Here is a 26,161-nt window from a genome sequence, read left to right on the forward strand (position 1 = left end):
GGGTCGGCTGGCATGGCCCGGTCGGCTGGCATGGCCCGGTCGGCTGGCATGGCCCGGTCGGCTGGCGTGATCATCGAAGTCAGGAGACGACGCACCGCCTCACTGTAAGTAAGTGGCGTTGCCCCCATCAGACATTCCCCGATTTACGCCTCCAGCTCACCACGCTCCTCTCGCGTCGTCGAACCGCATCAGCAGCAGCCGAACCGGAGCCCGGACCCTCGGCTCGCGAGCCTCTGCCCGGCGACAGCGGCCGGTGGGGCATCGATATCGCTGAGATGGCCGCGGCGTGGACCGTCGTCAGAGGCGCACTGCTGAGGCCGCTTCCGTCCGTGACCGCGTCCGATCGGTGGCGATTGCCGCAACTACCACCGCGAGGCCACAGGCCACGACCAGCGGCGCGTGGACATGCCCGGCCAAGGCGACCCCCAGCGCGGCACCCACTTGCCTCGCGGTCGAGGCGATCCCACCGGCCACGCCGGACCGAGACGGCGGTAGACCATTCACCGCCGTATTGGTGATAGGCGCGTTGGCGAAGCCCACGCCGACGCCGAGCAACAGGTACGCACCCGGGCCGGCAGGGTCGACCAAGAACAGGATGCCGCCGGCCGCGATGCCGAGACCTGCAACCACCAGTGAGACCGTCGGTCCGATCCGACCCACCGCATACCCTGACAACGGAGCGAACACGGTGGCGGCGACAGCCATCGGCAGGATCGTCAGACCGGCATCGAGCGGGCTCAGTCCGCGTGTCTCCTGCAGATAGAGGGTGCCGGCCAGCAAAGTCACGTTGAGCGCGGCGAAGACGGCAACGGCACTGGTGACCGCACCCAGGAACGAAGGCCGCCCGAACAGTCGCAGATCCATGAGCGGCTCGGTCTCGGCCTTCTCGACCTTGACGAAGATCAGCATGGCGACGCCGGCGCCGATCCAGAAGAGCGGATCCTCGATCAAGGCGGCCACGGTCGATCCGATGATCACGGTCAGGAGTATCTGCCCCAGGACATCGACTCTCCGTGGTTTCGGCGATCGCGACTCCGGGACGTGAACTGCGGTCAGCACCAGCACCACCGCGATGATCGGCAAGTTCGCCCAGAACACCGTCCGCCAACCAGGCCCCGTGGTGAGCAGCCCGCCGAGGACCGGGCCCGCTGCCATACTCAGCCCGAACACCGACGCCCACACCCCGATCGCCTGCGCCCGCTCCCGCGGATCGGTGATGGCACTGACCACGATCGCCAACGCCACCGGGCTCAACATCGACCCACCGATCCCCTGCGCCACCCGCGCCGCCACCAGCCACTCGATCGAAGGCGCGAGAGCACAGGCCGCGGAGCCGATCGCGAACAGCACCAGCCCCAACCGGAAGACCCTGCGCCGGCCTATCCGATCGGCCAGCGCACCCGAAGTCATGAGCAGGCTCGCCAGAACCAACGTGTACGAGTCGACGACCCACTGCGACTGCCCGATGTCCAGTCCCAGCTCCGCCGCGATGGACGGCAGTGCGACGTTGACGACCGTGGTGTCGAGACCGACCAGGAAGATGCTGGTGCAGCAGATAGCGAGTATTAACCATCGTCGTGCTTTCTCCATGGCCCCGAATTCTCGAACCAGCCCACCCCGCGCTACCAGAGAACTTGCGAAGACCGCAAACTGCTGGGGTGGATCCGGAGCTGGAACGACTGCTTGACTCCATCGGCCCCCGCTTACGTGGCATCCGGCAGGACCGCGGCTTGCGCTTGGAGGACCTTTCCGCGTCGACAGGGCTGTCGGTGAGCACGCTGTCGCGCCTGGAGTCGGGAAAACGGCGGCCCACGCTCGACTTACTGATCCCGCTGGCCCGGGTCCATCGCATGGCGCTCGATCACATGATCGGGGTCGCGCCCACCGGGGATCCCCGTGCCCATCTGATCCCGCACCGGGCGCCCACCCGCACCCGCCTCGATGCCGTGGTGGTGCCCCTCACCACATATCCCGGCCGGTTGCAGGTGTTCAAGCAGATCCTCGGCCCGAGCCCGGGTCCGCCGGTGCAGGTCACCCATCGAGGGCATGCCTGGTTCTATGTCCTGGCCGGATCGGTGCGCCTGCTGCTCGGACCTGACGAGATCGTGTTGCAGCCGGGCGAGATCGCCGATTTCGATACAGGCGAGCCACACTGGTTCGGCCCCGCCGACGACCGGCCGGCCGAGATCCTGCACCTCTTCGGGCCGCACGGTGATCGGCCGAGCCGTCCGGCGCCGGACAGCTGACGGCGATCGGGATCTCTTCGGCTGCCCCGAGGTGACACCTTGTCGGATCAACACAGCACTCAGCCCCTATCGACGCGGCAGTCCGACACCGGGATTCGCGTGGCACGAATATTCGGCGCCCTTGTCACTTACGACACTAACCACATCGACATCTGCCCCGAAAGCCTCTACGTCTGATTATTTGAGATGACGGCACCTGTCATGTCATTGTCATATCCGGCACCCCTCACATATCAACTCCGACCTGCCATTTATCGACTTCCCGTCCCGAAATACCGCGCTGAAGTTTGGCATGATCGATTGCCCTTTGGAGTGGCATTGACGTCTGACGCGCGGAAGAATATGGTCATGCGTCAGATGCAGTTCTTCACCTCAGCCCAGTTGGCACGGATGCGCGATCGCACTGCGAGCCGTCGCCACTCACCCGCGCGTGACGAGTTCCGTCGCGAGCAGCGCCTACGCCGTGATTGGGGGCTGAAGCGGCGGCATGCCGAAAAGATCTACGACCTGCGGCCCGTCGACGCCGTTCCGCCCCAGTGCACCTCACGCCAGGCGCGACCCGGAGCGCCAACAGCCGATCCACCACGCGATCAGTCTGTTGCCGGCCGACCACCGCCCGCCGACGCGCACCGAGTCGCACCGGCGGCCGGGGCGACGCCTGTCGCCGCCGCAATGGATTCGCCGCCGCAATGGAATCCGCCCGGCACACAGCGGGCAGCTCGCGAACGCACCTCGACCTCACCACCGACCGAGGCGTAGACGTCCGGTAAGGCGACAACCCTCAGCTTTCCGACAAGATTATGAGCCGGCCAGGAAATGAGTGCGTCCGCAGGGATGGCACTATGCGGAAACGCCAACATCGGGACGATTCGTCAACCCAGATCGGCCGCAAATGGGGCGCCCAATCCTTCGACATGAGCAAGCCACTCAGCCATTTTTAGATGTTGATTCAGAAAATGACCTGCGGGCCCATTCTCATACTGGCTGGCAGATGCGCACGCCCTACGGTATCAATCCGGTGCCGGACACCATCACGCATGCCGAATGGGTGAACGCTGACGACGATTTGATTCGCACATGACGGCCCAGCCCTCGCCGCAGTGATCGTGGGCAGCGGCGAGGGCTGGGACGGGGCGAGCAACCGGGCGAGCAACCGGGCCGAGCAAGCAGGGCGAGCGAGCGAGGCGAGCAAGCAGAGCGAGCAACCTTGGCCGTTGACGCGTGGCGAGTGCGTTTTCAACGGCGGCGTGATGGGCTGGCGGCACGTTGGCGGTGCCGTGCCACCGATGAGGTCGGCCGCGCAGCGTCGAGCGGGGATGAGGGTGGAGCTTTCACCGCCCAGGGACAGGGCCTCCGACGGTGAGGGGGTGGGGTGGGGTGGGGTGGGGAAATCGGGATGAGCGGTCCCGAGAGGCTGGACAAGACCGCATGGGCCGGCAAGCAAGGGCGAACGCGGGGCTAGGAGCTCTGCTCCTGTAGGCGGCGGGCGGCTTCCAGCAGGACTTCTTTGGGGATCTCCACCAGCAGTTCGCCGGCGGGGACGGGAACCCCGTCCGCGGTGGCGGGGTAACCCTGCACCAGCACGGTGTCCCGGTCGGTGCTGTAGACGGTTGGGCACGTGCCGACGCCGCACAGGGACGCCACCAGTTGCGGCGTGGCGGGCGCGGCGGGGGGCGACGTGATGGACGGCGTGGCTGTGGGTCCCGGGGTGACCGGCGGACCGTGCGATGCGACCAGAAGGTCGGCTTCCTGGTTCGTCATTACTTCAAGGTAGGAAACACCCGCGACTCCCGACAAGCGGGCGGAGATTTACTTCGACACCGGGTTCGGTAGCAGCATCCGGGCGTAGTGAGCCTGGTAGCGGTCGAGAAGGGCATCGATCTCGGTATGTGCAACGGCTTCCAAGGACTCGAACATGCGACGGTAGGCACGCACCGTCTTGCGACCGCTGGACCTGAGACTGGCGGTGAACAGGTCGACGCTGACCCAGCGGTCGTCGGCCACGACGAAGCCGTGATAAGGCGCGATGGGGAGCTGGGTGTCGTCGGCGATGATTCCGAGGTGGACGTTGGGGAAGGTGGCCACCTGACGCATACGGTCGAGCTGCGAGATCATCTCGGCGGGGTGGCACACCTGGTTGCGCAGCACCTGTTCGGTGATCAGGAAGTGAAAGTCGCGGTCGCGGGAGTGCAGGATCTGGTTGCGCTGCATCCGGGCGATGACGGCTTCGGTGACCGCCGAGTCGGCACGCCGGCTGTCGTCGCCCTGCTCGTGGGCGGAAAGGATGGCGCGGGCGTACTCACTCGTCTGCAGCAGACCGGGGATCACCGCCGGCTGCAGGATGCGAAGCTCTTTCGCGGCGGCTTCGGCCCGGCCGTACTCCCGCTGGCGGTCTGCCTGGTCACGCCCCGCGGAGACCCAGTCGGTGAGCCGGTCGTCGGCGTGCTCGGCCAGTTCGATGACGCGTTCGGCCTCGGCAGCCGGCATGTCGAGAGCCTCAGCCAGGAGACGCACATCGCTGGGCTCGGCCGCCACGGCTCCGGTCTCCAAGCGGGAGATCTTGGCCTGACTCATGCCGACACGGTCGCCGAGTTGCTGGCCGGTCAACTTCCGCCGCTTCCGCCAGCGGAACAGGATTGCCCCCACCGGCTCGGCGGGCCGATCCCCGGAATCGGGCGAGTCCATCGACCTCAACTCGCCCCCCTCCGTGCGTCTGGGATCTAGTTTATTCGCCTGCCTGCATCGCCGCCGCAAGGAGATCCGCCGGGATCTCCACCAGCTGTTCGCCCGCAGGTACGTCGATGCCCGCGTTCTCCGGAGCCACGGTGTAACCCTGAACGACCAGAGTGCCTCGGTCCGTCCGATACACCGTCGGACACGTGCCGGTGCCACAGAGCGAGGCCACAAGAGTCAGTGTCGGCGCGGAGTTGCCAGAGGCGGCGTCCATGACGCCCCTATTGTCATAGTTCACACGGCGCACGATACGCCCATCGTCAAGTCGATCATGGAATATTCGAGATTCCGCCCCACCTAACCACACCTGGTGGCGCATGCAAGTCCCCGCTTCGGTCAATCTACTCACGGACCGCCACGAAACAAGGGTGCCATCATGCACAGCGTGTAACCATCATGGACGGTTTCATTCATTCATGGGAATGAGGATTGCGCGCTGGCGCATAAGCCTGCATATTCGTAGGCAGGGGTCACGGAGACGTAACGAAACCCGCTCCTGGGGTGACCGTCCGTCTCGGACACTGTGGTCATGGCCCCGCTCGGTGCATATGCGTGGCGATCCCACGCAGCCACCTGGATCGGAGGTCGCCATGTCCTTCATCTTCCCCACCTCACCGGTCATCGCAGGTACGGCATGGGCCCCTGCGGACAACCTGCCCTCGACCACGGATGCGGCGTCGGCGGCGAGCAGCGTTCGTATGACTACGGGCGCGGAATCGGCCATTGCGGACAGGCTCGCGGCGAGCGTTGAGGCGCGCACCGACGTGACGGCGACGGGTGCAGCGCCGGATGCGGACGAGCAGGTCCGCACGGATACGTCGGCGGGCAGTGGAACGCCGGCGGCAACGGTGATCACGGCTTCGGCGACTGTGGACGTGTTCGACGCGGCGTGGATGCAGCAACCGGTCATCTATCTGGCTGTGGCAGCCCTCTGCCTGGTGGTCGTGCTGCGGTTTCTGAAGAGGGCGGTGGCGCCGCTCGGAGCGCTGATCCAAGCTGCCGCAGCGGCGACCGTCGTCGCCCTCGCGGCAACGACCGCCCTGGCGATGCTCGTCGTCGCGGCGCTCATGACGGCGCGCTGACGCTGTGCGAACCGACGCAGCCCGAACCGACGCAGCCCGAACCGACGCAGCCCGAACCGACGCGGCGCCGGCCGACGCCATGCGAACCGACGCCATGCGAACCGACGCGACGCCGGACGACGCAGCCCGAACCAGCCGACCGGACCGGCCGAACGACCGGACCGACCGCATCGATCGGACTGACGGCATTGACCGCGCCGGCTGGCCGGAACGACACAAGAACCGGACCAACCACACCGGCGAAACCTCGGTGGTGCGCACGCTCGCACACACAGGACCGGGATCAGGCCAGGCGCGGTGAATATGCCGACGACACGAAGGCGGGGACCAGGACGGCGGGATCGCGCACGCACGGGGATGCGCGAGCTCGGGGGCACGCGAGCTCGCAGACGCGCCGAGACCGGCGATCAGGGCGGGGGATACGGCGAAGGGTGACTGCACGGGGAACGGCAGGGACGGGGGCGGACGCACCCGGGGGACAACGGAGACCTGTGGACACGTTGAGGCGAAGGAGTTGGTGCTGTGACTGACTACGTCGTGATCGTCGCCCTGGGGGCGCTGGCCGTCATCGTCGTGACGGAGTTGCTGGCGGCCGTCCTGCCGGTGGTGATCGTGATCGCCATGGTTCCGCCGCACGAGCGGGAAGGGCTCGCTCGCCTTCTCGCGGCCTGCGACAGTTCGCGGCGGCTGCGCCTGTGGCCGGCCCTCCGGCTGGCAGTGATGATGCGGCGGGAAGAGCGCCGGAACGGGTACCGGGGCGAGCGACGGGACGAAGCACGGTGGGAGGAGCTGAACCGGGCGCGCACCTGGGACAGCGGCTACATCGTGCGGCCGCCGGCGATGCCCGCCACGAACGCCGGCGGGACGCCGAGCGGCACCGACAGCGACCGCCCCGGCTGAGGAAAGGGGAAACGCCCGGCACGGGGAAACGCCCGGCAGGGAGAAACGCCCGGCACGGGAGAACCGGCGCAGGTCAGGGCGCCTCGACGGCGGAGATGCGGTACTTGGAGACCTCGGCGGACAGCAGCTGCGGCATCGGGACCGCCGGGGCGTCGCCGGACTCGCGGAACTTCTCGACGTCGGCGTCGGACTCCCAGCGCTCGTAGATGTTGATGCGGCCGGCATCGAGCGGGTCGGCGGCCTGCACGAAGTCGAGGCAGCCCGGTGCGGCGCGGGCGAGGCGTGCGATGTCGTGGACCGCTGCGACATACCGGTCCCGGTCGGCCGGGGCGAAGTGCAGAGTGCCAGCAATGATGATCAATGGAATCCCCTCCTGCCGACGACCATACGGGCTGCCTGGCGACAACAGGGGGTCGCGCTTGAGGGAACAAACGGTCCTGCCGATCGGCAGGTAGTGAGGTCGGACCGACCGGAAGAGCTCCTGTACGACAGCGACCGCACCCGGATGGTGCGGATCCGCACGGCCGACGGCACCCCGGCCGTCCGTAAGCAGACGCTCGGGCGGGGTGCCGGGGGTTCCGCGGCTGCTGTCCACGGGCGCGGCGCTCACCTTGCGGGACACTCAGGCCCGTACGCTGGAAAGAAGATCGACCTCGCGCACCGCCTCGCCGGCACCCTGCCCTACCTGGCGCCGGAGCAGACCGGCCGGGACCGGGCGTCGAGGACGCCGCGACCGCGGACGCCCTCGACAAGCTCGGCTGCGACACCGCGCAGGGTTACTGGTTCGCCCGCCCGATGCCGGCGGCCGAACTGACCGGCCGGTTCCCGGCTCTGCTGAGCTGATCCCTCAATACTCGGCCGGAGCCCCTCAGTCCTCGACCCGGAAACCGAGCTTCAAGGTCACCTGGAAGTGGGCGACCTCGCCGTCCACCACCTGGCCCCGTACTTCCTTGGTCTCGAACCACTCGATGTTGCGAACCGTCTGGGCCGCTTTGCTGACAGCGGTCCGGATGGCGTCGTCGATGCTGGTCGGGCTGCTGCCGACGACTTCGGTGAGCCGGTACACGTGATTGGTCATGCCTTCAGTGTCCCCCGTGGGACGATCAGTTCCCGGGTGATCTCGGAGAGGTTCCGCACGCCGGTCAGCGCCATCGTCAGGTCCAGCTCGGCGATCACGTTCGCGACGACCTCCTCGATGCCGCGCCGGCCGGCGATCGCGAGGCCGTACATGTAGGGCCGCCCCAGCAGCACCGCGTCCGCGCCGAGCGCCAGCGCCACGAAGACGTCGGCACCGGTGCGGATGCCGCTGTCCATCAGAACCCGGGCGTCCGGCCCGACCGCGTCCCGCACGGCGACGAGCGCGTCGAGCGCGGCGATCGCGTTGTCCACCTGCCGGCCGCCGTGGTTCGACACCACGATCGCGTCGACACCGGCGTCGAAGGCACGCCGGGCGTCGTCCGGGTGCAGAATCCCCTTCAACACGATCGGCAGGCGGGTGCGGTCGCGCAGCGTGGCGATGTGGTCCCAGTTCAGCCGGGGATTGGAGTAGATGTCGAGGAACGTCTCCACGCTCGCCCTCGGCAGCGGCGAGCGCAGGTTCGACCAGAACGCCCCCGGATGATTCCGGGTGATCTCGATGAGCGACCGGATCGCCCCCAGCGTGATCTCCGGCTTCCCCGACCGGGGACGGCTCGCGGCCAGCTCCCGGAACCGCGGATCCGACGTGTACTGCCCGATCCCCAGCCCCTTGGCGAACGGCAACGACCCCAGGTTCAGGTCCTGCGGCCGCCAGCCCAGCACGGTGGTGTCGAGCGTGACCACCAGAGCACCCGCCCCGACCGCCTCGGCACGCCCGATCAGGCTGTCGACGAGCGCCTCATCCGTACTCCAATAAAGCTGCACCCATCGCGGCGCCGCCCCCATCGCCCGCGCGGTCTCCTCCATCGGCGTGCCGCCCTGATTGGTGAAAATGTAGGGCACCCCGACCGCCGCGGCAGCCTCAGCGGTGCGCAGATCCGCGTCCTTGGCGATCAACTGCCCGGCCCCGACCGGCGCCAGCAACACCGGCGCCACCAGCGGCGTACCGAGCAACTCCGACGACAGGTCACGCTCAGCAACATCCCGCAGCATCCGCGGCACAATCGCCCACTGATCGAAAGCAGCCCGGTTGGCACGCATGGTGCGTCCCTCGCCAGCCCCACCGGCCACATAGGCCCAGCCGGTGGCACTGCTGGCCTTCCGTGCCCGCCGCTCCAGCTCCGCAAAATCAGTCGGCACCGCAGGCCGCCGCCCCAGCACCCCGGCCCGGTAGATCGCATTCTGCCGCCGCCGGCCCGCACCCTGCGTGTTCTCCACGGACACCCCTCACGAAGACGAACAGGACTCACCATAGAGAAGGACACTTCCTAGGGATACGGGCGACGCCCGCACCCCACCGCACCACCCCCGTCCCCAGTCCCTCGCCACCTGACGGAACGCGGCCCGGCGCCTCCCGGCGCCGCCCCCGGCGCGGACCCCGCCACAACCGCTACGCGCGCGGCAGGGTCCGATAAAGGGCCTGGCAATGGGCAAGAAGCCTCCGTCGCACGCCTACAACAGAACAAGCCACTGCCTGGGTCGCGCAGCCAAGCGACCGTGACGCTAAGTCGAGGTTGCCGGCCGTAGTCCGGCCGGCCGTGGAGTTCTGGCGGGCCCACAGGCCCCGTGAAACTCCACGCAGCCCTCCGCGCGGCGGCACACGTCACACCCTCTCTACAGAGAGTCAACGATCATGCCTTCCCGCACCAGAGGCCGGGCACGGAGCGGTGACCTCAGGCGCGGAGCGCGAGCTTGCGCGCGGAGCGCAAAGTCGGAGCGGGGGCGGGTCAGGGTAGGGGCTGGGTTGTGCCGAACAGGCCGGGCAGGCCGCCGCTGTGCAACAGGATCATGCGGCTGCCGGGGGTTGCGTTCGCGGCCAGGCCGGCCAACGCCCGGCCGGTGTAGATCGGGTCCAGGAAGAGGCCCTCGGTGCGCGCGGCCAGGCGCAGGGCCGCCCGGACCTCGTCGGTGACTGTGGCGTAGCCGGGTCCGATCCGGCCGCGGTCGATTGTCAGGGGCCCCGGGTCGGCGTCCAGCAAGGACCGCACCGCGGCGTCAGGGTCGGACACCGCACCGACGGCGACGCCGAACACCCGGTCGGCGCCGAGGCCCGAAACCAGGCCGGCCATGGTGCCGCCGGAACCCACCGCGACGACCACCTGATCGAATTCGGCCTGGGTGGTCAGTTCGCGGGCGCATTCGGCGTACGCCTGGACTGCCGTGGGTGATGAGCCGCCGAACGGGATCAGAAAGGCGTCGGTGACCTCGCGCGCGACGTCGGCCGGCGCCCGTTCGCCGGACCAGATTATTTCCGCGCCGGCGAGTTCGTCGAGGAGCAGGTTGCCGGACGGCTGTGGTGGCTGGGCGGCTCGGTGCCCGGCCAGCACCAGCACGCAGCGGAGGCCGAGGCGGGCCGCGACCGCGGCGGTGGCCCGGGCGTGATTGGACTGCGGTGCGCCGGTGGTGACGAGTGTGGTGGCGCCGGCGGCGAGGGCTTCCGCAGCGGTGTAGCGCAGTTTGCGTGCCTTGTTGCCGCCGCCACCGGGCCCGATCAGATCGTCCCGCTTGATCCACAGCCGGTCGAGCCGGAGTGCGGCGGCCAGGCGGGGCGCCTCCTCCAGTGGGGTCGGGTAGGTGCCGAGCGCCAGGGGTTCCACCATGATCAGAAGCCTACCGCGCCCGCCTACTGCAACATTCCTGCAAACGAAAAGCATTGACGCTCTCGGATGAACGATTTTATGGTCGGCCCAAGGTTTCGCGGATGTTTCACAGCTCGGACGGGCGAATTCCCCGCCGCGCCCTCCCCGCTTTTCCGGATCATTGTCGCCGCACCGCTGCCGCCCCGGGCAGTGGCGATTCCGCGTACCTGTGCCCGTTTCCCTCCACGCCATCCGAGGATCGACATGCGAAGAGTTCGATGGCTCATCAGTGGTGTCACGGTGGCCGCGTCGGCTGTCCTGCTGAGCGCGGTGATCAGTGCGCCGGCCAGTGCCGAGACGTTGTTCGGTGACACGTTCGACGACGGCAACGCGGACGGCTGGTCCCGCAACGGCGGCTCGTGGTCGGTCGTCACCGACGGCAGCCCGGTCTACCGGCAGTCGAACGCCGGGACCAACGCCCGCGCACTGGCCGGCAGCACCTCCTGGACCGATTACACCGTGCAGGCCCGGGTGAAGGGCGCCGGCGGGGTGGCCGCGCGTGCCCGGTCCACCAGCCAGTACTACGTGCTCGCTCTGACCAGCGGCGGCACCGCCCAGCTGCAGCGCGTCTCCGGCGGGACGGCCACCACGCTCGCCACCGCGACGGTCGGCGCCGGCACGTGGCACACGCTCGCCCTGGAGGTGCGGGGCACCGCGCTGACCGGGTACGTCGACGGCTCGGCGCTCCTTCGCGCTACCGACACCGCGTACTCCTCGGGGCGGATCGGGCTTGTCACCTCGTACGCCGCCGCCTCTTTCGACGACGTCACCGTGGACACCACCGCGCCCGGACCGGGACCGTCCTCACCGTCGCCGACCACCACCACTACCCCGCCGCCCGGCGGTTGCGCGGTCACCGGCACACCCGCCGGGTTCGCCGCGGTGAACGCGTGGGGCCAGAACAGCACGACGGGCGGCGCCGGTGGACCGACCGTCCAGGTGGACACCGCCGCCGAGCTGCTCTCCTCGATCGCGACGCCCGGACCGCTCACCATCTGCGTGGCCGGCACGATCACCGTGCCCGCCGGCATGCACAACGTGACGAGTGACAAGTCGATCGTCGGCATCGGCGCGACGGCCGGGATCACCGGCGGCGGCTTCAACATCGGCCTGCCGTTCTCGGACGCGACGACGCCGCCCGCCGACGCGGTGCACAACGTGATCATCCAGAATCTGTCGTTCCGGGGCGCCACCGACGACTCGATAAACGTGCAGATGTTCTCGCACCACATCTGGATCGACCACAACGACCTGGCGCAGGGCTACGACGGGTTGATCGACATCAAGCGCGGCTCGTCCTACGTGACCGTGTCGTGGAACCACACCCACCACCACACGAAGAACATGCTGCTCGGTCACGACGACTCGAACGGGGCGCAGGACACCGGGCGGCTCAAGGTGACCTACCACCACAACTGGTTCGACGCGACGCCGCAGCGCAACCCGCGGGTCCGGTTCGGCGAGCCGGTGCACATCTACAACAACTACTACTTCTACAACACCGACACCGGCGTGGCCTGCCAGAACACGGCCGGGTGCATGGTCGAGGGCAACTACTTCGAGAACGTCGAGGAGCCGGTCACCAACACGTACGCCGGTCCGTCCGGACGCTGCGTGGCCCGCAACAACGTGTTCGCCGGTGAATCCGGGGCGCCGGACTGCAGCGGCACCGTGCAGGAACCGTCGGCGTACTACGCCTACACGCTCGACGACCCGAACGCGGTGAAGTCGATCGTCACGGCCGGCGCCGGAGTGGGGAGGCTCTGATGCACGCGCTCCTCGCCGTCCTGCTGCTGGCGCCCGCCGTGGCCGCACCCGCCGTGACCGCCCCCGATGCCCGAGCAGCCGCCGTGGCCTCGGTCGCCGACGGGTTCGCGACCGGCACCACCGGCGGCGTGGCCGGGCCGACCGTCACCGTCAGCAACTCCGCCGATCTGGCTCGCTACGCCGGCGCGAACACCCCGTACACGATTCTGATCAGTGGCCGGATCTCCGCCGGCGGCATGATCACCGTGGTCGCCAACAAGAGCATCCTCGGTGTCGGGTCCACGGCCGAGATCACCGGCGGCGGGCTGCAACTCGGCACCACCACCCGGCCCGGCAACAACGTCATCATCCGCAACATCAAGTTCAGCAACGCCTCCGACGACTCGATAAGTGTCACCAACAAGGCACACCACGTGTGGATCGATCACAACGAGTTCCTGCCCGGATATGACGGCTCGCTCGACATCAAACGGCAGTCCACCAACGTGACCGTGTCGTGGAATCGTTTCTCCAGCACCGACAAGTCGATGTTGCTGGGCCATTCCGACAACTATCCGGCCGACGTGGGGTACCTCCGGGTCACCTATCACCACAACTATTTCGACGGCTCCAACCAGCGGCATCCACGGGTGCGTTTCGGTGAGCCGGTGCACGTCTACAACAACTACTACCGCGACATCGGCCTCTACGGCATCGCGTCCACCGAGAACGCCGGGGTGGTCGCCGAAGGGAACTACTTCGAGGACGTGCCGTTCCCCTGTCACTCCACCGGCGGGTACGCGGAGAGCAACCCCGGCCGGCTCGTGCAGCGCGCCAACGCCTTCGTCCGGTCCGGCCCGTGCGAGGCCGGCGGTGCCGTGACGGAGCCGTCGACGTTCTACGCGTACACCCTCGACCCGGCCACCTCGGTGCCGTCGCTGGTCACCGCGGGCGCCGGTGTGGGGAGGATCTGATGCGCACGCTGCTGTCGGTACTACTGATCACGACCGGGCTGGCCGCGCCTGCGGCGGCCGACGCCCGCACCGCCGCCGCGATGTCGGCCGAAGCTCGCGCCGCCGCTCCCGCGGTGGCCGAAGCCCGCGCCGCCGCTCCCGCGGTCGCGGACGGGTTCGCGACCGGAACGACGGGCGGCGTCGCCGGGCCGACCGTCACGGTGGACACCACCGACGAGCTGCTGGACGCGATCGACACGATCGGCCCGATGGTCATCCAGGTCGCCGGCACCATCGAGATCACCAGCAAGCAGGGTGTCCGGCCGAACAAGACGATCATCGGGTTGGGCGCGAACGCCACCATCTCCGGCGGTGGCTTCGACTTCTACCGCTCGTCCAACGTGATCGTCCGGAATCTGACCTTCACCGGCGCCGAGGACGACGCGATCAATGTCGGACAGCAGTCGCACCACATCTGGATCGATCACAACACCTTCGTCGCGCCGGTGGACGGCTCGATCGACGTGGTACGCGGCGCCGACTACGTGACCGTGTCGTGGAACCACTTCGCCGGCACCGACAAGAGCATGCTGATCGGGCACTCGGACGGCGCCGCGTCGAGCGACATCGGCCATCTGAAGGTCAGCATCCATCACAACTGGTTCGACGGGTCCCGGCAGCGCCACCCGCGGGTGCGGTTCGGTGAGCCGGTGCACGTCTACAACAACTGGTTCGACGGCAACGAGCTGTACGGCGTGGCGTCGACCATGAACGGCGGCGTGGTGGTGGAGGGCAACGCGTTCACCGGGGTCCCGTACCCCTGCTTCTCCACCAGCGGTTATGCCGACAGCGGACCGGGGCGGCTGGTGCAGCGTGCCAACCTCTTCACCGCCTCCGGCCCGTGCGAGGCGGGCGGGACGGTGACCGAGCCGCGGACGTACTACGCCTACACCCTGGACCCGGCGTCGTCGGTGCCCGCGCTGGTCCAGGCGGGCGCGGGAGCCGGCCGGCTCTGACACCGCCGCGCTGACACCGCCGCTCCAGAGATCGCGGCTCTGACAATCGCACGGAGCGGCTCTGACAATCGCACAGATCAGTGGCCCCGGAATGCCTCCGCCAACCACCAGGAGGGGCGGTCCGGGGCCACCTTCGCGTCGATCACCATGGTGGTGTCCCGGGGGCCGGCCAGCCACTGCGCCACCGGCGCCAGGTCGGCGGGCGTGCGGACCGTGACGGCGGTGCAGCCGTGGCCCCGGGCGATCGCGGCGATGTCCGTCTCCGGGAACACCACCGTGTCGAGCGCGTGGCCATGCGGGCCGAAATGGTGCACCTCGGCCCCGTACGCCTCGTCGTTGTAGACGACGATCAGCATGCCCACGCCGAGCCTATGGATGGTGTCGAGTTCGGCGATGCCCATCAGGAAACCGCCGTCGCCGCAGGCCGCCACCGGCAGGCGTCCCGGTTCGGCCAGGGCGGCGCCGAGGGCACTGGCCAGACCGAGCCCGACCGACTGGAAGGCCTGGGTGAAGCAGAAACCCCGGTGATCGGGAACGGCCAGGAACATCGACGGATAGCCCATGAAATTGCCCGAGTCGACGGCCACCACCCGCTGGGGCGGCAGCAGGTCGTCGAGGCCGATCGTGAGGGTGCGCGGGTCGATGTGCGCCGCGTCGCCCTCGTCACGGTAGGCGACGTCCCGCCAGCGGGCTCCGGTGCGCAGGACTGCGCGTACCGCATCGGTCCGGTAGCCGACCCGCTCGCCCGGGAGCGCGTCGCTCACCGCGATCGCGGTGAGCCTCGCGTCGCCGACGATGCCCAGGTCGACGGGGCGGTGCGCGCCGGGAGCGGACGGGTCGAGATCGACCTGGACCACAGTGGTGCCGGGACCGATCAGGCTGCCGTGCCGGCTGGTCCACATGTTCAGCGACGCGCCCCAGGCGACCACGAGGTCCGCGGAACTGATCAGTTCCGCGGCGACCGGGGTGGCGAAACCACCTGATACGTCCAGGTTCCATTCATCGTCCGCGAACAATCCTTTCGCGGCCGCCGAGGTCGCCGGCAGGGCACCGCAGCGCGCTGCCAGCGCGGTGATCTCGGCGCGCGCACCCCGAGCGCCGCGACCGGCGATGAAAATCGGTCGTTCGGCGTCGGCCAGCAGATCGGCTAGAGCCCGCACCGCCTCGTCGGACGCGCGTGGCGGTGCGACCGGGATCGCCTGCGGCAGGTCGGTGAGCTCCGCGGACGCGGCCTGGACGTCGAGGGGCAGGTTCAGGACGACGGTGCGCCGCTCGGACTCGGCGAGCCGCCACGCCCGTACCGTATCGGTCACCGCGCTCGCCGCACCGTGCACCCGCTCGCTCACCGCGCCGACCGCCCGCGCGAGCGCGTCCTGATCGACCCGGAAGTTCGAGCGCACCGCGGTGGCGGCCGGCTCGGCGGCGAGGACGATCATCGGGGTGCGACTCTTCGCCGCCTCCGCGATCCCGGTCATCGCGTTGGTCAGCCCGCAGCCCTGGTGCACCGTCACCACGCCGACCCGGCCACTGACCCGGGCGTAGGCGTCGGCGGCCGTCGCGGCGCCGCCCTCGTGCCGGGTCGCGACGAAGCTGGCGCCGTTTCTGATCAGAGCATTCGTCACGTGGAAGTTGCCGCTGCCGACAACACCGAAGACCTGGTCGGCACCGAGCCGCGCGAGGGTGGCACCGACGACGTCGGCCACGGTCGTCGACCCGTTGCTGTCCGGGTTCATCGTTGCCCTCCCCCGCACGTGCCCGTGACGACTCGCGGAACCGCAACGCGCCAGGCGCCGGCGGCCCACAGAACAGCCACGAACCGGCGCCGGCTCATCTTTCGACCAGGGCCAGGACCCGGATCGGGCTGCCGGAACCACCCACGATCGGCAGCGGTGGGGCGATCACCACGGCGCCGGCCGGGGGAAGCCGGTCCAGGTTGCGGAGCTGGGTGAGGCCGTACTTGTCCGCGCCCAGCAGGTAGGCGTGACAGGGGAACGCCGGCTCGAACGAGTGTGCGGCCCCGGCGTCGGTGCCCACCGTCTCCACGCCGATCCCGATGATCGGCGCCTCCTCGGCCAGCCACTTCGCGCACGCGACCGAGACGCCCGGGGTGTGCGGGCCGGTCTCGTCCGCGTTCAGGATCGCCTCCTGGTCGTTCGCGCGCGCGTCCCAGCCGGTGCGCAGCAGCAGCCAGCCGCCCGCCGGCAGCGGACCGTGCTCGGCCTCCCACGCGCGTACGTGCTCGATCTCCAGGAGGAAGTCCGGGTCCGCCGCCACCCGGTCCGTCACGTCGATCACGACGGCGGGCGCGACCAGCCGCCGCACCGGCACCCGTGCGACGTCGTCACCGTCCCGGCCGGTCACCCAGTGCACCGGCGCGTCGAAGTGGGTGCCGGTGTGCTCACCCGTGTGAATGTTGTTCCAGTACCAGCCGGGTCCGCGGTCGTCGTAGCGGCTGATCTCTTCGAGACCGAAATTGATCGTGTTGGCGAACGGCGGCGGCAGCTGCAGGATCGGGGTGGAGGCGGCGAGCGGCGCCGTGAGGTCGACGACCTCGATCGTGCCACCGCTGATACCTCAAACAAGGTTCTGAAGGACGCTCATCGGATCTCCATCGACGGTGATCGCCTGAGCGTACGGCCGTCCGGGCCCGAGCGGATGCTTGGATGGACCCATGAACGAACGTGTCGTCACCGCGAGCCGGGAGATCTCCGCCGACGCCCCGGGCATCTTCGAACTCATCGCCGACCCCGCGCAGCAGCCGCGCTGGGACGGCAACGACAACCTCGCCCAGGCGGCCGACGGGCAGCGGATCCGCGCGCGGGGCGAGGTCTTCGTCATGACGACGACCAAGGGAAGCGTACGGGAGAACCACGTCGTCGAATTCGTCGAAGGACGCCGCGTCGCGTGGACCCCGGCCGAACCCGGCAGCAAGCCGCCCGGCCACCTGTGGCGCTGGGAGCTGGAGCCGACCGGCGAGGGGCGGACGCGCGTCACGCACACCTACGACTGGACGAGCCTGACCGACGAGCGGCGCATCCCACGGGCCCGGGCGACCACGGCGGCGAGCCTGCGGGCCTCCCTCGACCGGCTCGCCGAGCTCGCGGAACGCCAGGCGTCCTGACGCCTTCTGATCTCACAGCAACGGCAGCGGGTCCGGCTCCGGGCTCCGGCCCGGGTCCGGATGCCGGTTCGGTGACGGGTACGGGTCCGCCGGCGCCCGCGGGTCCGGCGGGGCCGGCGCGGGCCGGGACTCCACCGGCTGCCACGGGCTGACGCCGACCCGGCCGGTGCTGCCCAGGTCGAGCGGGGAGTCCGGGGTCACCAGCCGGGTGCCGGCGCGGAAACAGTGCACGGTCACCGGCAGGTTCCGGGTGTCGTCGTAGGTGTTGCGCCACACCACAGCGGCCGCCGCCTGATCACCCGGGTCCAGCTCCACCGGGCGGGGCGGGGCGTCCAGGTGCGGCAGCGCCCCGGTGATCTCCTGGACGCCCCGCAGAACCTCGACGTCCAGCTCCGCCATCTCCTCGTCCAGCGGCGTGATCTCCGGGTAGCCCTCGACCCGCAGCGGCGCGGTGCCACAGTTCTCCAGGATCAGGCCGCTGGAGCGAAGGCCCATCGCCGCGCTGGTGTCCCCGAACCACATCCGGACCCCGGCGGCCGGGCAGCCGCCACCCGCTCCCGGCCCCTCCCCCGAGGCGGCGCCCGGCCCGGCGTTGTCACCGACCACCCCCGGCGCGGTCTTGCCACCGGCCGCCGCTCCGGCGTTGTCACTGCTCTCCGGCGCGGCGCAGCCGGCGAGCAGCAGCGGGACGGCCAGCAGCGTACGCATGCCTTTCACCCGGCCGATCCTGCCGCAAGCCGACAACCCCGCCGTGACCAGCGGCGGAGGGTGCCGTCGGGAGCCCCGCCTCCCGACGGCACCCGGCTCATCAGGCGGCGGCCGCCTGCACCGCGGCCGCTTCCGCCTTGCTCAGCAGCCCGGCCCGTTCCCAGGTGCGCACGGTCGCGGCCACCGCCCGCCGGAACTCGCGGCGGTCCTTGAACGGCGCCCGCGACCACAGTTCGTCGAGGAACGTGGTGCCGCGCCCGTCGGCACGGTTCGGGACACCCGAGTCGGTGCCGGCGAAGACGATCAAGGGCTCGGTGCGGCGGACGTACGCGTGGTAGGCGTCCGCGTCGCCCTGGAAGAACGGCTCGAACGGTACGTCGCCGGCGGTGAACGTGAGTGGCTCGGCACCGGGTCGGACGACCGCGGCCAGGTCACCGCTGAGTGGCAGGGACGGGTACCAGGACATCGGCAGGTAGTCCGTGCTCGCCGACTTGGCGACGAGCGCGAGCGGCCCGTAGAGCAGCGCCTGCAGGGACGGGTCGTCGATCGCCCGCTCGGTGCGCAGGCGGTAGGGGAAGCTGATCCGGACGGTGTCGCCGGTGCGCCAGTGCCGCTCCAGGCTGACGTAACCGTCGCGGTTCACCCGTACACCCTGCCTCTTGGTGTTGACCTCGACCGTGAAGTCGTCGCCCGCCCAGGACGGGACCCGCAGCCGAAGGTCGAACCGGCCGTGACCGGTAATGGTCAGGGTGCTCGACGGCGTCCGAGGGTAGTCACCGGTCTGCGTGATCGTGAGTTTCCGCGCCGTCCAGTGCAGGGTGGACGGGATGTAGAGGTTGACGTAGAGCGTGTCACTCCCGGCCGACCGGAAGTAGATGGTGTCCTGATATTTCGTATGGTTCTCCAGGCCGGTGCCACCGCAGCACGTGCCGGTGTTGCCGTAGCCGCGCCGCACACCCGGCCCCACCGGCACCATGTAGGTGACAAGCGGATTCGTGGTGCTGTCGGTGTCCTGCCGGGACGCCAGGATCTGGTTGACCAGCGCCTTCTCGTAGTAGTCCATGAACCGGCCGTCGGGGGTGTGCGAGAACAGGTTCCGGGCCACCTTGAGCATGTTGTACGCCGCACACGACTCGGCGTTCGTCGTGGTCACGATGCTGCCCGCGATCACGTCCCGCTTGCGGAACACCTCGCCCTGCCCGGTGCCGCCGTGCAGGTAGGTCCGGTGCGGCACCACCATGTCGAAGAAGTTCGCGGCAGCCGTCCGGTAATCGGCGTCGGCACCGTTCTCGTAGAGGCGCAGATAGCCGAGGAACTGCGGGATGTGCTGGTTGGCGTGCTTGCCGTCGAGGCTGTCGATATCGGCCACGCAGTCGGCGAGCAGGGTGGTGTTGTCGAAGTACCGCGCGGTGTCGAGGAACGTCCGGTTGCCGGTCAGCGCATACAGGTCGGCCATCACCTCGTTCATCCCGCCGTACTCCCCCGCGATGTAGAGCGACCACATCCGGTCGAGCTGCTCGCGCGGCAACCTGCTGAGCCGGCTGTGCACCCACTCTCCCATGCCGCGCACGACATCGAGGGCTGTCGCGTTCCCGGCGAGCGTGTGGGCGTCCAGCAACCCCCGCATGATCTTGTGGCAGGTGTAGTAGGGCGCCCAGATCGCCGGATACGTCGTGAACTGTTCGAGCAGGATGAACTGCGTCTCCGGGTACGCCGCCAGGAAGCCGGCGTGGCTGGGCCCGGCCGGACCACCGGCGCCCGTGACGACCGCCGCGTCCCAGCCCCGGCCGGACGCGTCGGCGACCGTCGTGCCCTCCGTCTCGTCGAACCGGTACCAGGCCAGGTTGCCCCGCCCCTCGCCCCGGTGCAGGGCGGCGACCTCGGCTGCGGACAGCGCCCGGTCGAACAGGTGGAAGTCGTCCACCGCGCCCTTGAGGGTGGCGTCGCCGTACTGCGAACGGCCGATCCAGTTGTTCTTCGGCGCACCCAGGCTCGCCGGGGTCAGCGTCATCGCCGGGTTCGTGCCGGCCACCTCGCCGTTCACATACAGCGTGCCGGCCTGACCGGTAAGGGTCACCGCCACATGCACCCACCCGCCGACCGGCAGCGGCGTCGCCGACGTGATGCGCTGCTCGCCCCCGCTGCCACCCGTGGTGATCGCGAACCGGGGCCCGGCGCCGTCGTGGGCGGTCAGGAACATGTTCGCGGCGGTGCCGGTGCCGAAGTCGAACACCCGCGACCAGGTGCGCATCTCGTCCAGCCGCACCCACACCGCGATCGTCGCCTCGGTCAGACCGTCCACGGTGGCGTCCGGCAGACCCACGTACTGCCCGTCGCCGTTCAGCTGCAACGCCCCGCCGCTGCGCCCGGTCGTCCACGTCGCCGGCGGTGGCGGGGTGCCCGGCCGGCCGACCTGCGCGTTCCAGGCGTCCTGACACTCCTTGAGCGCCCCCACGACGTAGTCGAGTTTCTCCTTGAAAACCGCCTCCCCGGTGTCGGCCCAGGCCTGCGCGAGCATCGAGACGAAGTGCCCGCTGTAGTGCCCGCGCAGATTCCCGGTCGCGTCGTCCCAGCCGCCGGGCGGCTGCGCGCCCCGGGTGTCGAGACCGGCGGCGGCGCGAAAATTACTGACAATGCGATCAGCGGGGTACGCCCTCGCGTACGCCAGCATGCGGTCGCGCTTCTCCGTGAAGACGCTGGGGAGCAGATCGACCTGGTGCAGATCGAAGGGCACGGCCTTCCACGACTTCGGCACCGGCAAGCCGTTGACCCGGGCCCCGCCGCGGACGCCCGGCCCGCCCGGAACCGCGGCAGCGGCCGGCATCGGGGCAGCGGCAGGCGTCGCCGCGCCGATCAGGGTGGTGCCGGCGGCGGCCGCGCCAAGTTGCAACAGGCTCCGCCGGGACATCGAGGTGTCGGTCATGAACGCTCCCCTTCCGCGGTTCACAGACACCCGGAACCGACAGTTCGCATGTTTCGGTGGCGGTGCAGCGAGCAGGGTTTCTCCAGGTGAGCAGAGCGGAATGCCTACCGAAAAGGTTTTCACAAACGTAACGACGGGGATGCGTTCTCGTCAAGACCTTCGATATAGAGCCAGGTCAGCACCACCGTTCCCAGGCCGGCGACAGCCGCACCGGATCACGTCACACCGGCACGGCCCAATCGGCGCATGCCCGAGTTCTTCATCAACCTGGGACCTGTCAACGCACCGTCCGGTGTGCTGGTGCTCGGCAGCTGACGACCGGCCGTTGAGGGTGCGGGCGAGTACCTCGACGTCACCGTTCGACGGGAAGCCGGCGATCGCGACGCTGGAGATCGGTCTCGGACTTCCATGGCCCGGTCTGCCGGCACCGCTCCCGCCGGGGGACCTGCCGGTCGACCGGTGCGGCATGGTCATCGGCGACGCGGCGGGGCTGGACGCCTGGACGGGATCGGCGGGCGAATCGGCCGACGGGCTCGCCGACGTCACCTACTGGGGCCGATACGCGGACGACGCGCACGCGCAGTTCGGCGGCGAACGGATCGCACAGCACGGCGCCGACGCACCACACGGGTGGCTCGACCTCCCGCTGGCCGAGACAACCGCACGAGCGGCCGAACTCACCGCCTGGCGCGACCGCACCCACGGTAACGGCCTCATCGCCTCGATCGACGAACACACCGACTTCTACCGATGCGGGCGGGCCGGGTGGCACCATCCGCTTCGTGTCGGAGCGATCGAGCTCGGCGGCTGCCGGGTACTCGGCATCCCGTGGGACGCGGGCGACCACTCGATGAGGCACGGGGGTGAGCGAGCCGCCGGTCAGGTCTATCCGGTCTCGCTCGCAGCCGACGAGTCGGGCGAGATGTTGATGCGATGGGTCATCCCGCCCTACGACTACGACGCCGACGCCCAGGCGCCAGCCCACCGGCGATCGCCGACGCTCGTTACTTGGGCACGTTGTTGAGGTCGACCACGGAGCCCGCCGCCGGCGGCTGGATGTCGGTGATCGGCTCACCGATGCCGCTGTAGACCAGGCCCACGCTGTCCGGAATGTCCATCCGCACGGGGTACGGCTCACCGATCGTCGCGATGTAAAGGATCGTGCCAGGAGAACCGGAGTCGGTGAGGCCGATCGCCGGAACGCCGTCGATAACCTTCTCCTCACCCTTGGCCGCTGTTCCGCTGACGGACAGGATCTCGTCGACGGTGCCCACGGAGAACAAGGCCGTGAACGTCTGATCGCCGTCGGCGCCGGAAACCCATCGGGAACTGAGGACCTGGCCCACCGCCTTGCCCTGCTGCTCGCCCATGGTGGAGGTGAAGAACTGCTCGTTGCCACGCATGTATTTGTCCTCGCCGACGGCGAGAAGTTCCACCTTGATCGGGCCCATCAGCATGGTGCCGGCGAAGTCCGCTCCGTTGATCTTGAAGTCGACCTGGGACGTCTCGCCGCTGTCGACCATTTCGCCCTTGACCCGGAACGACTTCGCGGCCGTGAGCGCCGCCCGCGCGCGCGTGAGGATCTCGTCAGCGCTGAGGGCCGCGATGCCGTTGCTCGCAGGCGCGGACGACACTGCCGGTGAGGCCGGCTCCGCCGGGTCACCCTGGCAGCCCGCGAGCGTGACGGCGGCCAGCGCCACCGCCATCGCACCCGAAGCTGCCTTGATCGAAAAGTGTCGCACTGAGACTCCGTCCCTGTCGGCCGCGGAAGTCGATCATCTTCACACGGTGCCGGTGCGCGCCGCACCGCCGGGGTGGTGTCCCCATGGTCTCGTCAAGCAGGTGGCGCGAACCCTTTCTGCCCGTTTTGCACTGTTCAGGGTTGCCGAGCATGGCGCGCTGGATGTTGATGCGGCGGCGCGCGAGCCGAAGGGGTGCGGCGTGGTGTTGCTTGCCCTCGGCTCCGGTGCGATGCCTGGCCAAGTGGCCGCGGTCGGCTGCGGTCGGCTGCGTTGGGCTCGCGGGGCGGTGTTGATCTGCTAGCGATGCGAAATCGCGGTTTTGACCCCTTGATCACAGCGATTTCGTAGGGCTAGCAGATCAACATCTCGTCAGGGGCGGCGCGTCCGGCGCCACTGGGGCCGGGGCCGGGCCGGGGCCGGGCCGGGGGCGCGGGCCGGGGCCGGGGGCGCGGGGTTGGTGCGCGGGCGGCGGGGCAGGAACACCTGCGGGCCGAGGGGCTGCACGATCGGTCGCGGTCGGCTCCGGCGGCCGGCGCCTGCTCGCCTACCTCGCGGTCAACGACGGCACGATCGGCCGCAACGCCGCCGCGGCCGCGCTCTGGCCCGCCGCCTGCCCGGAACGCGCCGGCGGCAACCTGCGCGGCGTCGTGCACCGCACCCGGCGGGCCGTCGGTGACCTGCTGCTCGCCGACCGGTTCCACCTCGCCCTGAACCCGGACGCCACGGTCGACCTGTGGACCTGCACGGCGCTCGCCGAAGCCGTCGCCGCCGGAGCCGCACGCGCCGACGAGCAGACCCTCATCATCGGCGATCTGCTGCCGGACCAGCAGGAAGACTGGGCGATCATGGCACGGGAGCGTTTTCTGCTCCTGCGCGTACGGGCCTTGGAGCACCTCTGCCGCCGCAGCATCCGCGAGCACCGGCCCGCCGAAGCCGTCGCCGCCGGTGCGGCGGCGGCCCGGCTCGACCCGTTCCGGGAAAGCGTCCACCGGGCCTTGATCGACGCCCACCTGTCCGACGGAGACACGGCCGCGGCGGTGCGCCTCTACCGCTGCTTCCGCTCGCGCATGTGCGAGGAACTGCACCTTCGTGCGCCCTCCGATCGGGAGGCCTGGGAATCCACGGTGAACACCGCGCGATGACAGCGGTGTGACGACCGGCGCCGATGCTGAGGGGATGGCCGCACCGACCGGACCGTTCCCCCACGACGACGAACCCGCCCTGCTCCCGACCGCGGAGTGTGTGCTGACCATGCGGATCGAGAGCGGCCGGCTCCTGGTGAGCGTGCTGCTCAACCCCGACGTACGCAGCCGGGCGGGCGAGCGCCGCTTCCGGCCCCGCGGCCTGGAGGAGGCGATCCTTCTGGTACGCGACACCGCCGACCGCCTCCACGATGACGGCTGTGGTGGGTCCGCGTGGCGTTGTGGATCTGCTAGCGATGCGAAATTGCGGTTTTGACCCCATGATCACAGCGATTTCGTAGCGCCAGCAGATCCACATCTCGCCATGGGCGGCGTGTCGGGCGCCACCGGGGATGCCGGGATGATGCGAGCGGCGGTCCGGGTGCGGCGCTCGCCGGCGGCGGCCGAGGGGCGGGTGCGAGCGGCGGTCCGGGTGCGGCGCTCGCCGGCGGCGGCCGAGGGGCGCGTCCGGGTGACCGTGAGTGTCGGCTGGTTTGGCGGGCTGTCACTGGTGGCTATCGGGCCGCGTCCGGGTGACCGTGAGTGTCGGCTGGTCTGGCGGGCTGTCACTGGTGGCTGGGGGGGTGTCGCTGTGGGTCGCGCGCGGTCAGGGAGTTGCTGCGGGGTGGCCCGTCGTCAGGGGATGGTCAGCAGGGTGGCCAGGTCGCCGGAGGCCCAGGTGTCCGGCAGCACGGCGAGCGCGTCGGCCAGAGCGGCCGCGTGCAGACCCGCCGGGCCGCCGTCGGCACCGATCCTGGCCGCCGGAACCGCTGCGCCAGGCACGGGCCCCTCGCCGGGCATGGGCGGCACGCCGGTGGCGAGGGGCTCGCAGATGACCGGGACGATGCGGACGCCGCCCGGCATCAGTTTCGTCGAGCCGGTGACCGGGACCGCCGGCAGCGGACCGGCGGAGCGGCCGGCGAGCGCACCCAGCAGCGGCTCGAGCAGGGTGAGCGCGGCTACCAGGCCCGCGAACGGGTTGCCGGGCAGGCTCACCACCCAGCGGCCGCCGGGCAGTTCCGCGAGCGCCTGCGGATGACCGGGACGGCAGGCGACGCCGCGGACGTGCCAGGTCGCCTTGCGCTCGCTGAGCAGCGTACGCAGGTGGTCGGCCGCCCCCGCCGACGACGAACCGCTGACCACGATGACGTCGGTGCCGGCCCGGTCCAGGGCGGCCGCGAGCGACACCGGGTCGTCCGGCTGGTGGTGGCGGGCTTCCAGGCGGCCGCCGGCCCGTTCGGTGACCGCCGTGACCAGACCGGTGAACGTGTCGCGCACCTGCCCCGGCCCGGGCATCCCGGCCGAGACCACTTCGTCACCGGTGACCAGCAGCGTCACGGTGGGCGGCCGCCGCGTCACCACCTCCTCGACACCGGCCTGCAGAGCCGCCGCCACCAACGTCGCGGTCACGATCCGCCCGGCCGGCGCCACCGTCGCACCCACCGCAAGCGTCTCCCCCGCCCGCCGGATGTGCGTGCGCCCGCCGATCCGTCCGCGCACCGTCCAGCCGATCCGCGCCGGCGCGCCGTGAACGCCGCCCGGCGCCGGCGAGCCGCGAAAGCCATCCGGCACGTCGTGGACGCTCCCCGGCACGTCGTGGACGCTCCCCGGCACGTCGTGGACGCTCCCCGGTGCGTCGTTGATGCTCCCCGCCGCGTCGAGGTGCGCGTCCTCGTAGGGCAGCACCGCCTCCGTGCCCACCGGCACCGGCGCGCCCGTGGCGATCTCGACGGCCTCACCGGACCGCAACGTGGGCACGTCCACCGGCGCGCCGGCCAGGATCAGGCCGGTGACCGTCCACGGGCCGGGGCCGGCGACCGCGTACCCGTCCATCGCGGCGTTGTCGAAAGCGGGCACCGCGCGTACGCAGGTGATCTCCTCGGCCAGGACCTGACCGCCTGCCGTGACCACCGGCGCGGGCCGGCCGGGCAGCGGCGTGGCCAGGGTGCGGGCCAGGGTGTGCGCCTGCGTCCACGGCGTGTTCCGGCTCGCGTCCCCGCCCTGCCGCGGCGCTGCGTTCACGAATCACCCCTC

General features: G+C 70.0%; 24 protein-coding genes. 11 read left to right on the forward strand and 13 right to left on the reverse strand.

The features are described 5' to 3' along the window. Positions 1 to 297: 297 nt before the first annotated feature. A complete protein-coding gene (locus LPA41_RS03395) occupies positions 298 to 1,590 on the reverse strand; it encodes an MFS transporter (RefSeq protein WP_229068207.1) in 1,293 nt (430 codons plus the stop codon). Between the two features lie 68 nt (positions 1,591 to 1,658). Between LPA41_RS03395 and LPA41_RS03400 the strand changes: the two genes are divergently transcribed. Together LPA41_RS03400 and LPA41_RS03405 are read left to right on the forward strand one after the other, a co-directional pair. Then, positions 1,659 to 2,246 carry a helix-turn-helix transcriptional regulator gene (locus tag LPA41_RS03400; RefSeq protein ID WP_229068737.1) on the forward strand — a complete coding sequence of 196 codons (588 nt, stop codon included), beginning with the start codon at positions 1,659 to 1,661 and terminating at the stop codon, positions 2,244 to 2,246. 820 nt (positions 2,247 to 3,066) lie between these two features. After that, a complete protein-coding gene (locus LPA41_RS03405; RefSeq protein ID WP_229068208.1) occupies positions 3,067 to 3,327 on the forward strand; it encodes a hypothetical protein in 261 nt (86 codons plus the stop codon). A gap of 377 nt (positions 3,328 to 3,704) precedes the next feature. Here the strand turns inward: LPA41_RS03405 and LPA41_RS03410 are convergent, their stop codons facing one another. Both LPA41_RS03410 and LPA41_RS03415 read right to left on the reverse strand, forming a co-directional pair. Then, positions 3,705 to 4,007: a hypothetical protein gene (locus tag LPA41_RS03410; protein ID WP_229068209.1), complete on the reverse strand. Its 303-nt coding sequence runs from the start codon at positions 4,005 to 4,007 to the stop codon at positions 3,705 to 3,707. Positions 4,008 to 4,055: 48 nt separating this feature from the next. Next, positions 4,056 to 4,931, reverse strand: a complete 876-nt coding sequence (locus LPA41_RS03415; protein ID WP_255689207.1) for a helix-turn-helix transcriptional regulator — start codon at positions 4,929 to 4,931, stop codon at positions 4,056 to 4,058. Positions 4,932 to 5,569: 638 nt separating this feature from the next. Between LPA41_RS03415 and LPA41_RS03420 the strand changes: the two genes are divergently transcribed. Further along, positions 5,570 to 6,061: a hypothetical protein gene (locus LPA41_RS03420; RefSeq protein WP_229068211.1), complete on the forward strand. Its 492-nt coding sequence runs from the start codon at positions 5,570 to 5,572 to the stop codon at positions 6,059 to 6,061. A 522-nt stretch (positions 6,062 to 6,583) separates the two neighbouring features. Continuing rightward, a complete protein-coding gene (locus LPA41_RS03425) occupies positions 6,584 to 6,961 on the forward strand; it encodes a hypothetical protein (RefSeq protein ID WP_229068213.1) in 378 nt (125 codons plus the stop codon). A 73-nt stretch (positions 6,962 to 7,034) separates the two neighbouring features. Here the strand turns inward: LPA41_RS03425 and LPA41_RS03430 are convergent, their stop codons facing one another. The 4 genes from LPA41_RS03430 to LPA41_RS03445 form a co-directional block, all read right to left on the reverse strand. Further along, a complete protein-coding gene (locus LPA41_RS03430) occupies positions 7,035 to 7,322 on the reverse strand; it encodes a putative quinol monooxygenase (protein ID WP_229068214.1) in 288 nt (95 codons plus the stop codon). A 507-nt stretch (positions 7,323 to 7,829) separates the two neighbouring features. Next, positions 7,830 to 8,039, reverse strand: a complete 210-nt coding sequence (locus LPA41_RS03435) for a dodecin (RefSeq protein WP_229068215.1) — start codon at positions 8,037 to 8,039, stop codon at positions 7,830 to 7,832. Further along, positions 8,036 to 9,316 carry an alpha-hydroxy-acid oxidizing protein gene (locus LPA41_RS03440; protein WP_229068216.1) on the reverse strand — a complete coding sequence of 427 codons (1,281 nt, stop codon included), beginning with the start codon at positions 9,314 to 9,316 and terminating at the stop codon, positions 8,036 to 8,038. The genes LPA41_RS03435 and LPA41_RS03440 overlap by 4 nt, the downstream gene beginning before the upstream one ends. A 509-nt stretch (positions 9,317 to 9,825) precedes the next feature. Beyond that, on the reverse strand, positions 9,826 to 10,698 hold the full coding sequence (locus tag LPA41_RS03445; protein WP_229068218.1) for a pyridoxal-phosphate dependent enzyme: 873 nt from the start codon (positions 10,696 to 10,698) through the stop codon (positions 9,826 to 9,828). 243 nt (positions 10,699 to 10,941) lie between these two features. Here LPA41_RS03445 and LPA41_RS03450 point away from each other — a divergent pair, with 243 nt between their 5' ends. The 3 genes from LPA41_RS03450 to LPA41_RS03460 are packed head-to-tail and all read left to right on the forward strand — an operon-like array spanning position 10,942 to position 14,452. Beyond that, on the forward strand, positions 10,942 to 12,504 hold the full coding sequence (locus LPA41_RS03450; protein WP_229068220.1) for a polysaccharide lyase family 1 protein: 1,563 nt from the start codon (positions 10,942 to 10,944) through the stop codon (positions 12,502 to 12,504). Beyond that, positions 12,504 to 13,457 (forward strand): polysaccharide lyase family 1 protein, encoded by a 954-nt coding sequence (locus tag LPA41_RS03455; protein ID WP_229068222.1) that lies wholly within the window; start codon positions 12,504 to 12,506, stop codon positions 13,455 to 13,457. The genes LPA41_RS03450 and LPA41_RS03455 overlap by 1 nt, the downstream gene beginning before the upstream one ends. After that, positions 13,457 to 14,452, forward strand: a complete 996-nt coding sequence (locus tag LPA41_RS03460) for a polysaccharide lyase family 1 protein (RefSeq protein ID WP_229068223.1) — start codon at positions 13,457 to 13,459, stop codon at positions 14,450 to 14,452. The genes LPA41_RS03455 and LPA41_RS03460 overlap by 1 nt, the downstream gene beginning before the upstream one ends. A 77-nt stretch (positions 14,453 to 14,529) precedes the next feature. Here the strand turns inward: LPA41_RS03460 and LPA41_RS03465 are convergent, their stop codons facing one another. Then, positions 14,530 to 16,185 (reverse strand): thiamine pyrophosphate-binding protein, encoded by a 1,656-nt coding sequence (locus LPA41_RS03465; RefSeq protein ID WP_229068225.1) that lies wholly within the window; start codon positions 16,183 to 16,185, stop codon positions 14,530 to 14,532. Positions 16,186 to 16,279: 94 nt separating this feature from the next. Beyond that, complete coding sequence (locus LPA41_RS03470; RefSeq protein WP_308036513.1) at positions 16,280 to 17,023, reverse strand: cyclase family protein; 744 nt, start codon at positions 17,021 to 17,023, stop codon at positions 16,280 to 16,282. Positions 17,024 to 17,123: 100 nt separating this feature from the next. Here LPA41_RS03470 and LPA41_RS03475 point away from each other — a divergent pair, with 100 nt between their 5' ends. After that, complete coding sequence (locus tag LPA41_RS03475; RefSeq protein ID WP_229068226.1) at positions 17,124 to 17,573, forward strand: SRPBCC family protein; 450 nt, start codon at positions 17,124 to 17,126, stop codon at positions 17,571 to 17,573. Positions 17,574 to 17,585: 12 nt separating this feature from the next. On the opposite strand, the gene LPA41_RS03480 is transcribed toward LPA41_RS03475, so the two are convergent. Together LPA41_RS03480 and LPA41_RS03485 are read right to left on the reverse strand one after the other, a co-directional pair. Continuing rightward, positions 17,586 to 18,281 carry a DUF4232 domain-containing protein gene (locus tag LPA41_RS03480; RefSeq protein WP_229068227.1) on the reverse strand — a complete coding sequence of 232 codons (696 nt, stop codon included), beginning with the start codon at positions 18,279 to 18,281 and terminating at the stop codon, positions 17,586 to 17,588. Between the two features lie 100 nt (positions 18,282 to 18,381). Continuing rightward, the gene (locus LPA41_RS03485) at positions 18,382 to 21,204 is read right to left on the reverse strand and encodes a beta-L-arabinofuranosidase domain-containing protein (protein ID WP_229068228.1); all 2,823 of its coding nucleotides are present in this window, start codon (positions 21,202 to 21,204) and stop codon (positions 18,382 to 18,384) included. A gap of 331 nt (positions 21,205 to 21,535) precedes the next feature. Between LPA41_RS03485 and LPA41_RS03490 the strand changes: the two genes are divergently transcribed. After that, positions 21,536 to 22,228 carry a hypothetical protein gene (locus LPA41_RS03490; protein WP_229068229.1) on the forward strand — a complete coding sequence of 231 codons (693 nt, stop codon included), beginning with the start codon at positions 21,536 to 21,538 and terminating at the stop codon, positions 22,226 to 22,228. Here LPA41_RS03490 and LPA41_RS03495 read toward each other — a convergent pair. Beyond that, positions 22,209 to 22,946 carry a hypothetical protein gene (locus LPA41_RS03495; RefSeq protein WP_229068230.1) on the reverse strand — a complete coding sequence of 246 codons (738 nt, stop codon included), beginning with the start codon at positions 22,944 to 22,946 and terminating at the stop codon, positions 22,209 to 22,211. The genes LPA41_RS03490 and LPA41_RS03495 overlap by 20 nt on opposite strands. A 647-nt stretch (positions 22,947 to 23,593) precedes the next feature. Here LPA41_RS03495 and LPA41_RS03500 point away from each other — a divergent pair. Both LPA41_RS03500 and LPA41_RS03505 read left to right on the forward strand, forming a co-directional pair. Further along, entirely contained in the window at positions 23,594 to 24,088 is a 495-nt protein-coding gene (locus LPA41_RS03500) for a bacterial transcriptional activator domain-containing protein (protein WP_229068231.1), read from the forward strand. Positions 24,089 to 24,122: 34 nt separating this feature from the next. Beyond that, the gene (locus LPA41_RS03505) at positions 24,123 to 24,404 is read left to right on the forward strand and encodes a hypothetical protein (protein WP_229068233.1); all 282 of its coding nucleotides are present in this window, start codon (positions 24,123 to 24,125) and stop codon (positions 24,402 to 24,404) included. 359 nt (positions 24,405 to 24,763) lie between these two features. Here LPA41_RS03505 and LPA41_RS03510 read toward each other — a convergent pair whose 3' ends face one another. Next, positions 24,764 to 26,149, reverse strand: a complete 1,386-nt coding sequence (locus tag LPA41_RS03510; RefSeq protein ID WP_229068234.1) for a molybdopterin molybdotransferase MoeA — start codon at positions 26,147 to 26,149, stop codon at positions 24,764 to 24,766. Between the last annotated feature and the right edge of the window lie 12 nt (positions 26,150 to 26,161).

The organism is Actinoplanes sp. DH11, from assembly GCF_020873875.1.
In the GTDB taxonomy this organism is placed as follows: Bacteria; Actinomycetota; Actinomycetes; order Mycobacteriales; family Micromonosporaceae; genus Actinoplanes.